Origin of the sequence: Paenarthrobacter sp. UW852, from assembly GCF_024608385.1 — a bacterium.
Lineage (GTDB): Bacteria > Actinomycetota > Actinomycetes > Actinomycetales > Micrococcaceae > Arthrobacter.
Window position 1 is genome coordinate 51,093 of record NZ_JAMSGY010000001.1, and the last position, 12,301, is coordinate 63,393.

8 protein-coding genes are annotated in these 12,301 nt (G+C 63.9%); 6 read left to right on the plus strand and 2 right to left on the minus strand.

Annotation, left to right across the window (positions count from 1 at the left end):
• Window positions 1-5: 5 nt before the first annotated feature.
• The gene (locus NEK97_RS00285; protein WP_257367930.1) at window positions 6-785 is read left to right on the plus strand and encodes an SDR family oxidoreductase; all 780 of its coding nucleotides are present in this window, start codon (window positions 6-8) and stop codon (window positions 783-785) included.
• Between the two features lie 60 nt (window positions 786-845).
• Here the strand turns inward: NEK97_RS00285 and NEK97_RS00290 are convergent, their stop codons facing one another.
• On the minus strand, window positions 846-1,880 hold the full coding sequence (locus NEK97_RS00290) for an endonuclease/exonuclease/phosphatase family protein (protein WP_257367931.1): 1,035 nt from the start codon (window positions 1,878-1,880) through the stop codon (window positions 846-848).
• A gap of 326 nt (window positions 1,881-2,206) precedes the next feature.
• Between NEK97_RS00290 and ileS the strand changes: the two genes are divergently transcribed.
• Genes ileS through ndk form a run of 4 tightly spaced genes read left to right on the plus strand, consistent with a single transcriptional unit; the run spans window position 2,207 to window position 7,770 of the window.
• Window positions 2,207-5,491, plus strand: a complete 3,285-nt coding sequence (gene ileS, locus NEK97_RS00295; protein WP_257367932.1) for an isoleucine--tRNA ligase — start codon at window positions 2,207-2,209, stop codon at window positions 5,489-5,491.
• 2 nt (window positions 5,492-5,493) lie between these two features.
• A complete protein-coding gene (locus NEK97_RS00300) occupies window positions 5,494-6,855 on the plus strand; it encodes a folylpolyglutamate synthase/dihydrofolate synthase family protein (RefSeq protein WP_257367933.1) in 1,362 nt (453 codons plus the stop codon).
• 2 nt (window positions 6,856-6,857) lie between these two features.
• On the plus strand, window positions 6,858-7,310 hold the full coding sequence (locus NEK97_RS00305; RefSeq protein ID WP_257367934.1) for a DUF4233 domain-containing protein: 453 nt from the start codon (window positions 6,858-6,860) through the stop codon (window positions 7,308-7,310).
• A 40-nt stretch (window positions 7,311-7,350) separates the two neighbouring features.
• A complete protein-coding gene (ndk, locus tag NEK97_RS00310) occupies window positions 7,351-7,770 on the plus strand; it encodes a nucleoside-diphosphate kinase (RefSeq protein ID WP_062069281.1) in 420 nt (139 codons plus the stop codon).
• 89 nt (window positions 7,771-7,859) lie between these two features.
• On the opposite strand, the gene NEK97_RS00315 is transcribed toward ndk, so the two are convergent.
• Window positions 7,860-8,531: a vitamin K epoxide reductase family protein gene (locus NEK97_RS00315; RefSeq protein WP_257367935.1), complete on the minus strand. Its 672-nt coding sequence runs from the start codon at window positions 8,529-8,531 to the stop codon at window positions 7,860-7,862.
• Between the two features lie 471 nt (window positions 8,532-9,002).
• On the opposite strand from NEK97_RS00315, the gene NEK97_RS00320 reads away from it, so the two are divergent.
• Entirely contained in the window at window positions 9,003-12,179 is a 3,177-nt protein-coding gene (locus NEK97_RS00320; RefSeq protein ID WP_257367936.1) for an Rne/Rng family ribonuclease, read from the plus strand.
• Window positions 12,180-12,301: the final 122 nt, after the last annotated feature.

Consider the following 12,301-nt stretch of genomic DNA (forward strand, 5'->3'; position numbering starts at 1 on the left):
GTGCCATGACTTTGGCAGCACACCAGACCCCCGCCGTCCAGAACAAAACCGCCGTCGTTACGGGGGCGAGCACCGGCATCGGAGAAGCCACCGTGAGGGCGTTGGCTTCCACCGGCTGGAAGGTCTTCGCGGTGGCACGCAGGGCTGACCGCCTTGGTGCCCTGGGTGCCGAAACCGGCGCCGTGCCGTTCCCGGCTGACATCACGGTCGACGACGACGTTGCGGCCTTGCTCGCGGCCGTCACCGAAGCCGGAGGTGCGGACACCCTCATTAACATCGCCGGCGGTGCCCGTGGCGCGGACATCATCGCGAACGCCGACACCGAGGACTGGGACTGGATGTACCAGGTAAACGTCCTGGGCACCATGAAAATCACGCGGGCGTTCCTGCCGATGCTGCGCGACAACGGCGAAGGAACTGTCCTCAACCTGACCTCGACGGCCGGGCTGTCCGCCTACGAAGGCGGTGCCGGCTACAACGCGGCCAAGTTCGCCCAGCACGCCATGACCAATGCCCTGCGCCTGGAAGAGGTTGGCAACAACGTCCGGGTCATAGAGGTCGCTCCCGGTCTTGTGCACACGGAGGAGTTCGCCCTTAACCGCTTGGGCGACAAGGACGCCGCTGCCAAGGTGTACGAGGGCGTCGAGAAGCCCCTGACCGCTGCGGACGTGGCCGACGTCGTAAAGTACGCCGTCTCCTTGCCGCACCACATCAACCTCGACCAGATCGTGGTCCGCCCGGTAGCCCAGGCCGCCAACCACAAACTGATCCGGAACCAGGCCTAAACCGTCGCCGGCCCGCCAAACCGTTGCAAGCCAGCGACGGCTTAGCGGGTAAAGAACGAGTTAGCCCGCGGGGACGCCAAGTGTGGCCATGATGGCTGCGTGGTCGCTGCCGGGAACCTGGCGGACCGAGTAGTTGCTGCTGCTGATCCGGGGCGTTGTCACCATGTGGTCGATGACGATCCCCGGAAGCGGTGGCCCCTCCATCGGCCACGTGGGGGAGAACCGGGCACCTGCGGCTGTCCCTGCATCCACCAGTTTGCGTCCGTCCGGTCCGGAGTCCAGCAAGGCCCGGAACTCCGAATGGTCATAGGTGGAGTTGTAGTCGCCCATGAGTAGCTGGTTGCCGGGCCGGGCTGCCTGGCGGGCGATCTTCGCAAGGTCGCTCCGCCACTGGGCTATGCGCTCATCCACAGGAGGAAGAGTGTGCACATTGGTTAGGTGCAACGTGGCCGTGGCACCGGCGGCCGGATCGGCCACTTGGACGCGGGTGACGTCCATGGTGAACGGGGTGTCCGGCAGTTGTCCCTCGGCTTCCAACGGAAACACCGAATACACCGCGCCGCCCGATGCGTCGTCATTGGGTTTGCTGAGGTGTTGGGGCAGCAACCTCTCCAGGCCCTCGGACCGTAGGCGATCCTCCAGTCCTTGAGTGAACTCCTGGATCACCAACAGCTGGACGCCGTTGTCGCGGACCAACCCCACGATCGTGGCCGCATCCGCCCCGCCATACTCGGAGTTCAGGCTCATGACCCTAATATCCGCGGCAGGAGTCCCCGCGGACGAGGACTCCGCCTTTCCTGCATCAAAGGGGAAAAGCCAGAACAACTGCGCGGCAAGCAGGACCGTGCTGGTGAATATCACCCAGGCACGCCGCCCCAGTACCGCGAGGAGCAATGCCAGCACCGTAGGCAGCACCATCCACGGGGTGAAAGACAGCAGCTGGACCACCGGCAGAGGCCACTCAGCGGGAACAGCACGGAAGATGGACAGCCCCGCCACCGGGACCATAAGGAGCAGGGCCAGCACCGACCACACAATGGAAGGCCTTCCTGGCGTGGTGCGGGTTTCCGGAACGGCAGCAGCGGGATGCGTCATGGGCCCGAGTCTATTCATGGGCGTCACGTGACGCCCATCCGGAGGAGGAACTGCCGAGTAGAGCAAGGACCCCGGCTGCCGCTAGACTTGGAGGACAAGCTTTGACCCGGCCATCACCGGTGAGCTTCCGGAAGAACAGCACAGACCGTCTACGTGGCGGCCAGCGCCCAGTAGAACCGGACGGGTAAGCCCGTCACAGCAGTAATGAGAGGCCGGGACCCTGCGTCCCGGTAAGTGAGGTGGTACCGCGGTACCTGCGCAGCCGACAGGCAGCTCAGAAGCCGTCCTCGCATCCTGACAGTCAACCAGCTATCACAGGATATGAGATGACCCACTACCCCAAGGCCTCAGCGTCTTCTTCCGGCACGCACGGCGTGTCCGCTTCCGTGAAGTTCCCGGAGATCGAAGAACGCATCCTCAAATACTGGGATGAAGACGGCACCTTCCAGGCCAGCATCGACCAGCGCGATGCCGGTAAGGATGGCAGCAACGAGTTCGTCTTCTACGACGGCCCTCCCTTCGCCAATGGGCTGCCCCACTACGGCCACCTCTTGACGGGCTACGCCAAGGACCTCGTGGGCCGCTACCAGACCCAGCGGGGCAAGCGCGTGGAACGCCGCTTCGGCTGGGACACCCACGGGCTGCCGGCAGAGCTTGAGGCCATGAAGCAGCTCGGCATGACGGACAAAACCCAAATCGAAGCCATGGGCATCGACAAGTTCAACGATGCCTGCCGTGCCTCCGTCATGAAGTACGCCAACGAATGGAAGGCCTACGTCACCCGCCAGGCCCGCTGGGTGGACTTCGAGAACGACTACAAGACCCTCAACGTCGAGTACATGGAGTCGGTCCTCTGGGCTTTCAAGCAGCTGCACGAGAAAGGCCTGACCTACAACGGCTACCGCGTCCTTCCGTATTGCTGGAAAGACGAGACGCCACTGTCCAACCATGAGCTCCGCATGGACGACGACGTCTACAAGAACCGCCAGGACCAAACAGTCACGGTCACGTTCCCCATCAAGGCCAACGGCTCCGCGCTTTCCAACGAACTCGAAGGCGTCCAGGCGCTCGCCTGGACCACGACGCCCTGGACGCTGCCCACCAACGCAGCGCTCGCCGTCGGGCCTGACATCTCTTATGCAGTGCTGCCCGCCGGACCGAACGGCGTGAAGGCCGCTTCCGCTGAGGCGCCGGTTTCCGGAAGCTTCATGCTGGCCGCTGATCTCGTGGGGTCCTACGCCAAGGACCTGGGGTACGACGACGCCGCTGCCGCAGCTGCCGCTGTAGTGTCCACTTGCACGGGCGCCCAGTTGGAAGGCCTCGAGTACGAACCGCTCTGGAACGATTTCGCCGATACCGAAAAGTACGGGACCCAGAATGCCTGGCGGATCCTCGTTGCGGACTACGTCACCACCACCGACGGTACGGGCATCGTCCACCAGGCTCCGGCTTACGGTGAAGATGACCAGAAAGTCTGTGAAGAAGCCGGCATCCCCGTGGTTCTTTCCGTGGATGAGGGAGCCAGGTTCCTTCCCCTGTTCGCCCACGGACGCCTCGCGGAAATCGTCGGCCTGCAGGTCTTCGAGGCCAACAAACCAATCACGCAGGTTCTCCGTGCCGACGGCCGCTTGGTGCGCCAGGCCAGCTACGAGCACAGCTACCCACACTGCTGGCGCTGCCGTAACCCCTTGATCTACCGCGCTGTGTCCTCCTGGTACGTGGAAGTCACCAAGTTCAAGGACCGCATGTCCGAGCTGAACCAGGAGATCAACTGGATCCCCGGCAACGTCAAGGACGGCCAGTTCGGCAAGTGGCTGGAGAACGCACGTGACTGGTCCATCAGCCGCAACCGCTACTGGGGTTCGCCCATCCCGGTGTGGCAGTCGGACGATCCCGAGTACCCGCGCACCGACGTCTACGGCTCGTTGGCCGACCTTGAGGCGGACTTTGGCCGGCTTCCTGTCAACAACGAAGGACAGGTGGACCTGCACCGCCCGTTCATCGATGAACTGACCCGGCCCAACCCGGACGATCCCTCCGGTAAATCAACCATGCGCCGCGTGGAAGATGTCTTGGATGTATGGTTCGATTCCGGCTCGATGCCTTACGGGCAGGTCCACTACCCGTTCCAAAACGAGGAATGGTTCGACACCCACAACCCTGCGGACTTCATCGTGGAGTACATCGGCCAGACCCGTGGCTGGTTCTACATGCTGCACATCCTGTCCACGGCGCTGTTCGACCGGCCGGCGTTCCGCAACGTCATCAGCCACGGCATCGTGCTGGGCTCCGACGGGCAAAAGATGTCCAAGAGCCTGCGCAACTACCCGGACGTGTCCGAGGTCCTTGACCGCGACGGTTCCGACGCGATGCGCTGGTTCCTCATGTCCAGCCCCATCCTCCGCGGAGGCAACCTGATCGTCACCGAACAGGGCATCCGTGACGGCGTCCGCCAGGTCATCCTGCCGCTGTGGAACGTGTACAGCTTCTTCACGCTGTACACCAACGCCGCCAACGGCGGTGCGGGTTACGACGCGAAGCTGCGTTACGACGGCTACTCCGACACGCTGGACCAGTACCTCATGGCCAACACGGGGGACCTGGTGCGCAACGTCACGGCAAGCCTGGACAGCTATGACATCTCAGGTGCCTGCGACGAACTCCGCAGCTACCTGGACATGCTCACCAACTGGTACGTCCGGCGCAGCCGCCAGCGCTTCTTCGACGAGAACGTTGATGCCTTCGACGCCCTGTACACGGCCCTCGAAACGATCTGCCGTGTCTCCGCCTCCTTGCTCCCGCTTGTCTCCGAGGAGATCTGGCGCGGATTGACGGGCGGACGTTCGGTCCACCTGGCTGACTGGCCTGACGCTGCGTTGTTCCCGTCCAACCCGGAACTCGTCGAAGCCATGGACCGTGTCCAGCAGATCTGCTCCACCGGTTCGAGCTTGCGCAAAGCCGCCAATCTTCGCGTACGCCTGCCCTTGCAGGAACTGACTGTAGTGGCACCGGGCGCGGATGCGCTGGAAGGCTTTGCCGCCGTCGTCGCGGATGAATTGAACCTGCGCTCCGTGCGCCTCATGGATGCTTCCTCTGCCTCGCCGGAAGAATTCGGCATCGAGCAGAAACTCGTGGTCAACGCCCGGGCTGCCGGTCCGCGCCTGGGCAAGAACGTGCAGCAGGCCATCAAGGGCTCCAAGTCGGGCGATTGGTCCGTGAACGATGGAGTCGTGGTGGCCGGCGGCCTTGAGCTCGAGCCCCACGAATACACCCTGGAAACAGTGGTGGCCCAGTCGGCCGACGGCGGTGCTGCCGCTGCTGCCGTCCTGCCCGGTGGCGGTTTTGTGGTCCTCAACACCGAGGTCACGCCGGAACTTGCCGCCGAGGGACTGGCCCGCGACATGGTCCGTGCCATCCAGCAGGCACGCAAGGACGCTGGACTCAATGTCAGTGACCGCATCCGCACCTCTGTTCGTGCCGCGCAGGACGTTGTTGACGCCCTGGAAGCCAACGCTGAGCTGGTCAAGACCGAGACACTCACCTTGGAACTCGAAGTCCTGGTTGCCGGCGTCGACGAACCGCAGGTCACCGTGGCAAAGGCAGGGGCCTGATCATGACTGACGAATTTTCGGTGGAAAGCGTCTACGCGGAACTCCTTGGCCGGGCGCCGGAAAACAAGATGGAGCCACGCCTGGCGCCGCTGTTCCGTGCCATGGACGTGCTGGGGGAGCCGAACAAGGCCTTCCCAATCATCCACATCACAGGCACCAACGGCAAGACCTCCACTGCCCGCATGATCGAAGCCGGTCTGCGCGCCCACGGACTCAGCACGGGCCGCTACACCAGCCCGCACCTGTCAAAGGTCACTGAGCGCATCAGTATTGACGGTGAGCCTGTGCCGGACGCGACGTTCGTCCGCATCTGGGACGAAATCCGCCCGTACCTGGAAATCGTTGACAACGAGCTCGTCGCGGAGAACCAGCCACGGCTGACGTACTTCGAATGCCTGACCATCCTTGGCTTTGCGGTCTTCGCTGACCAGCCGGTGGACGTAGCAGTCATTGAAGTCGGCTTGGGAGGCATCACCGACGCCACCAACGTCGGAGACGGCCAGGTCTCGGTCATCACGCCGATCTCGCTGGACCATACGGACCTGCTGGGCGACACCACCGAGGACATTGCTTACGAGAAGGCCGGAATCATCAAGGCCGGCGGCTTCCTGGTGAGTGCGGCCCAGCCGGTGGATGCGGCCCAGGTCCTGCTGGAAAAGGCCCGCGAAGTGGACGTGCCCTTCCGCTTCGAAGGCGTTGAGTTCGGCGTTGAATCCCGCAGCGTGGCCGTGGGTGGCCAGGTCCTGACCATCCAGGGACTCGCCGGTCGCTACGAGGATCTTCTGCTGCCGTTGCACGGCGCCCACCAGGCCGAGAACGCCGCTGTTGCCGTGGCTGCCCTTGAGGCATTTTTCGGCGGGGGAGAGAAGGAGCTCGACGCCGAGGTGCTGAAGGAAGCATTCGGCACGGTGACGTCGCCCGGCCGCCTTGAGGTGGTGCGGACCGCTCCCACTGTGGTGGTGGACGCGGCCCACAATCCGGATGGAATCCGGGTCTCTGCCGAGGCCATCCAGGAGGCCTTCAGCTTCAGCAAGTTGGTGGTGGTAGTGGGCATCCTGCGGGAGAAGGATGCCGAGGAGATCCTGAAAACCCTCAAGGAGTCCCTGGGCGGACTCGCCGAGGAATTCTGCTTCACCCAGTCCAACTCGGCACGTGCCGTTCCCGCGGCGGAACTGGCCGAACTCGCCGTCGACCTCGGTTTTGGTGAGGACAACGTACATATCGCGGAGAAGCTCGACGACGCCCTCGAATGGGCTGTGGAGCGTGCTGAATCCAACGACGACCTCGCCGGTGGCGTCCTGGTGACCGGATCGATCACCGTAGTTGCAGAGGCCCGAATCCTGCTCGGAAAGGCAGGTGCCTGAGCGTGGCCAAGATGACGAAGGCCCAGCGCGAATGGCGGCCGGGCATGCCGAAGAAACGTCGGTCCACCAAGGTGATGTTCGCGTCCACGGTGCTTCTGCTGGAGGCCTTCGTGGCGTTCTTCGGGACCCTGGCTGTCTTCGGGCTGAAGCGGGGTGAAGTGGACCCCGGGATTATCCTGGGCGTGGGCATCGCCTTGAGCATTGTGCTGGTTCTGGCCTGCGCAGTGTTGTCCAAACCCTGGGGCATCGCAGTCGGCTGGGCCTTGCAACTGGTCCTGATCCTGACGGGCTTTGCCGAGCCCATGATGTTCATTGTCGGCATCCTCTTCGCCATCTGCTGGTGGTATGGGATCAGGGCAGGGATGCGCATCGACCGCGAAGTGGCGCAACGGGACCGTGAGCAGGCGGAATGGGACGCGGCCCACGGTGACGAAGCAGGCACCCAAACCCCGTAAACTGGCATGAAAACCACCGACCAACCACATTGGAGCAACTGTGAGCATTGAACGGACCCTCGTCCTGGTCAAGCCCGACGGCGTCGCCCGCAACCTGGGCGGAACCATCCTCGCCCGGATCGAAGCCAAGGGCTACACCCTGGCGGAGCTGAAGAAGGTCAACGCGACCCGCGAGCTGCTGGAACAGCACTACGAGGAACACGTTGGCAAGCCGTTCTATGAGCCCTTGGTCGAGTTCATGCTGAGCGGACCGGTCATCGCTGCGGTCTTCGAGGGCCACCGTGTGATCGAAGGCTTCCGGTCGCTGGCAGGAACTACGGATCCCACCACTGCGGCACCGGGCACCATCCGTGGCGACTTCGGCCGCGACTGGGGCCTGGCGGTCCAGCAGAACCTGGTCCACGGTTCGGATTCCGTTGATTCCGCTGAGCGCGAGATCAAGATCTGGTTCGAGGGCTAAGAACGCCCCACCGAGATGACGGAAAAGGCCAATGTTCGAGTCGAACATTGGCCTTTTCCGTCATCTGGCGGGAGTTTGCGCGTGCTTCCCTAGTAGCCGGACGTCCCGGCGAACACGTGAAGGAATGCGAAGAAAATCGTGGCGGCAACGGCGACGTAGAGCAGTGCCACAATGATCCAGCCGGAATCACCCAGCAGTTTGGCCAGTGCCGGCGGTGCTTTGATGACCCCGGTGGAGATGTTCCGGATCGTCACCCAGACGAACAAAGGAATCATGACGGCCCAGACCACCATGCAGAACGGGCACAGGACGTTGATGACGTAGAGGGCCTGGGACCACAGCCAGACAACGAAGGCGAAGCCCAGGGTGACTCCGGTTTGCAGCCCCAACCAGTACCAGCGTGAAAATTTTGCACCGGCCAGGAGCCCCATGGCTGTAGTGATGATCACGGCGAACGCGACAATCCCGATGAACATGTTGGGGAAGCCAAACACCGAGCTCTGGGGAGTTTCCATGACCTTGCCGCAGGAAATCCAGGGATTTACATCGCAGACGGTGACATGGTTGGGGTCCTTCAGAACTTCGAGCTTCTCAAGGACCAACGCCCCTGAGGCCAACCAGCCAATAACTCCGGTGATCAGCAGGAGCCAGGCAAAGGGCTTGTCCCGCACGGTCTTGGGCAGTGCAGCGCGCACGGTGGACTGTTCTTCCACTGGCGTGGAGGCATTCTTGGCCAGGTTTCCCCTGGCGGTGCTCGGCATCGCGGATCTGATCCTTTTCGATATGTGGCCCGGCGGGGCGGGAAGGGCTCTTGGGAGGATTGTAGCGCCGTAGGCTGGGGGAGGCCCCCAGCCTGTAGCGGGAGTGCGGCGACACAGGCGGTTACCCCGCGAAGGTGCAGGGGTGTGAGAGAATGAACATGGCCGGTTTTCGACCCACATTCGGAATCCGGTCCGGTGACTTGTTCCCAAGACCGCCAGTATGAGCTGGGCATGCCCCGGATCCCGTGATCCTCGGTAGGCCCGCCATGACAATGGACGGCACCTGGTTGTGGCAGCAGAACAACGGGTTTCAGGACAGGGCCACCGGCTTTCCAGGGCTGCCGCACCCCAATGATGGTGCGAACCGGAAGGCAAACTACCGACTTCTGTCAACGCCTGCGGGTTTTGACAATATTTGCCCCACCGGGCGCCGGATGTGGCGGCGTCGCTGGGGCAGGAGTGTTGCCACATATGGATAAAGACCAGGTTGTAGCCGTTAATGACGAGGCAGCTTCCGCGGAAACAGCGGAAGTGCCGAAGAAGACCACCCGGACCCGCCGCAAGGCCGCGCCCAAGGAAACTCCCGCGGTTGAGTCGCCCACCCCTGAAGTGCCTGCAGCTGTCGAGGGGACCGATACCCCGGAAGCGGCCGCCCCGCCGGTGCGCAGGACCCGGTCGCGCAAGAAGGTAGAACCTGCCGAGCCGCTCCCCGGCCTGGGCGAGGAAGCCGCTGGTGCCCCCGAGGCCGCCGCAGTCGAGAGCCAGCCCGAAGCTGCCGCCGAGCCCGCCCCCGAAAAGCCGGTCCGCCGTCGTCGTACGGCAAAGCCGAAGGCTGAAGCAGCAGAGGCGCCGGCCGCTGAAGAAACCACGACGCCGGAGCCCGGCTCCCAGCCCGTCGAACCTGCTGCTGAGCCAGTCGCCGCAACACCGGCTGCTGCTGATGCGCCGGTTCCTGCGGACGAGGAGGCTCCCGCTGAGGAGACGCCGGCCGCGTCCACGTCCCTTTTCCTTGAGCCGGTGTCCATCACGTCCATGATTTTCCAGGCTCCGGACCTCACCACCGTCCCGCGCGTTGCGGCCGTGGAAGAGAAGGCCGGGGAAGTCGAAGAAGAGGCCGAGTCCAGCGCAGACAACGAGCTCGATGACGCCGGCAGCCGCCGTCGTCGCCGGAGCCGTGGCCGCCGCGGCAGGCGTGGAACCGAACGCGAAGAGAACGAAACCGAGGGCCCCAGCGAGTCCGAGGACGACGAAGCCCCGGCAGCGGAAGCTCTTGAAGAAGGCGTGACGTCGCGTCGTCGCCGTCGCCGCCGCCGCGGCGACCAGGATCTTGAACTGACCGGTGGCACGGATGACGACCCGCCCAACACGGTGACCCGTGTCCGCGCCCCCAGGCCCATCACCGAAACGGCTCCGTCCAACCGTGTCGCCAGCGTCAAGGGCTCCACGCGGCTTGAGGCCAAGAAGCAGCGCCGCAGGGAGTCCCGCGAAACCGGCCGCCGCCGCCAGGTCATCACCGAAGCCGAGTTCCTTGCGCGCCGCGAGTCGGTAGACCGCCAAATGATCGTCCGCCAGCGCGATGACAGAATCCAGATAGGCGTCCTTGAGGACGGCGTCCTGGCCGAGCACTTCGTGTCCAAGACACAACAGGACTCGCTGATCGGCAATGTGTACCTCGGCAAGGTCCAGAACGTACTGCCTTCCATGGAAGCCGCGTTCGTGGACATCGGCCGTGGCCGTAACGCCGTGCTGTACGCCGGCGAAGTCAATTGGGATGCTGTCAACCTTGAAGGCCAGCCGCGCCGGATCGAGAACGCCCTGAAGTCAGGCGATTCTGTCCTGGTGCAGGTCACGAAGGACCCCGTGGGTCACAAGGGTGCCCGGCTGACCAGCCAAATTTCGCTGCCGGGCCGCTACCTGGTGTACGTACCGGGCGGCTCAATGACCGGTATCTCCCGCAAGTTGCCGGACGTCGAACGCAACCGCCTCAAGCGCATCCTTAAGGACCGCTTGCCGGAAAACGCCGGCGTCATTGTCCGCACCGCAGCTGAAGGTGCCTCGGAAGAAGAGCTGACGCACGACATCAACCGCCTGCGCGCTCAGTGGGAGGGCATTGAGGGGCAAGCCTCCTCAACCAAGGTCCTTGCACCGGAATTGCTGTACGGCGAACCCGACCTGACCATCAAGGTAGTGCGCGACGTCTTCAACGAAGACTTCTCCAAGCTGATCGTCTCCGGCGACGACGCATGGGACACCATCGAGGCCTACGTGACCTACGTTGCCCCTGACCTGGTGGGCCGCCTCGAGAAGTGGACCAAGGACCAGGACATCTTCGCTGCCTGGCGCATCGACGAGCAGATCCACAAGGCCCTGGAACGCAAGGTCTTCCTGCCCTCGGGTGGTTCGTTGGTCATTGACCGCACCGAAGCCATGACCGTGGTGGACGTCAACACCGGAAAGTTCACCGGCAGCGGCGGCAACCTCGAAGAGACTGTCACCAAGAACAACCTCGAAGCTGCCGAGGAAGTAGTCCGCCAGCTGCGCCTGCGCGATATCGGCGGCATCATTGTCATCGACTTCATCGACATGGTCCTGGAATCCAACCGCGATCTTGTGCTGCGCCGCATGGTTGAGTGCCTTGGCCGCGACCGTACCAAGCACCAGGTCGCTGAAGTCACGTCGTTGGGCCTGGTGCAGATGACGCGTAAGCGCATGGGCACCGGCCTCCTCGAGGTCTTCGGCGAGCAGTGCGAGCACTGCGCCGGCCGTGGCGTCGTGACACACGATGAGCCGGTGGAACACCGCCGTGCGAACGTTGTGGCCGCTGAGCACCACCGCCCGCACACGGAATCGACGCAGCAGCAGCCGGCGGCCCGTACGGAACGGAAGCGCCGCCGAGGCAAGGGTGGGGGACAGGCTGTTTCCGAAGCCCCCGCTCCGGTTCAGTCTGCGCCGGCCGCGCACGCGGCCTCGCCAACGCACCCGGAACCGCAGGACCCTGCGCGCCAGGCAAAGGCCGAGGCAACCCGCGCTGCGTTGGCTACCATCGCGGCTGCAGCACACGCTGCCCACCTGCACGACGACGAGCTTCACCGTGCAGAGGAACTGGCGCGGTCAACTCATCAGACGGCTGCCGACGAACCCGTAGCTCATGGCAACGACGAAGAATCAACGGCCCACGAGGCAGCAGTCCGGGAAGCACGCTCCACCCCGGTCCTGCGTTTCGGTGGCGAAGAAGTCGCTTTGCCGTTCGTTGAACACCAGGACGAACCACAGGCGGCCAAACCGGCAATGAGCCTGGATCTGCTGGCGGAGGCATTCTCCCACCTGGGAGCGGCGCCGGAGGCGGAAGCGGAACCAGCTGCCGTCCGCGAAGCTGTTGCTGCCCCGAAGGTGGCTGCCCCGGCTCGGGCCGCTGAGCAGGATCGGGAAGCCGCTTCGACGTCCGGGAGTCGCCGAGGTCGCCGTAACCGCAGCGCAAGCAGGGCCCAAGGTGCGGCCAACGAAACCAGCGTTGAACACCATGAAGTGACTGCGTCGGCGCCACAAGGTTCGTCCCACGAGGCTAAGGCCCCTGTGGAACCAGCCAAAAAGGCACCCGCAGACGAGCCCATCATCCTGGGAGTCGGCGTGCCGGCTTCCGAGCTCTGATCCGCTCACGGCTTATCGGACCCCGTAGCAACTGCCCCGGCAGTCGCTACGGGGTCTTTTGCGCGTCCAGGACGTCCATGGCCAGACCTGGGGACGTCAATGGGTCATATCCGGGCCCCTAC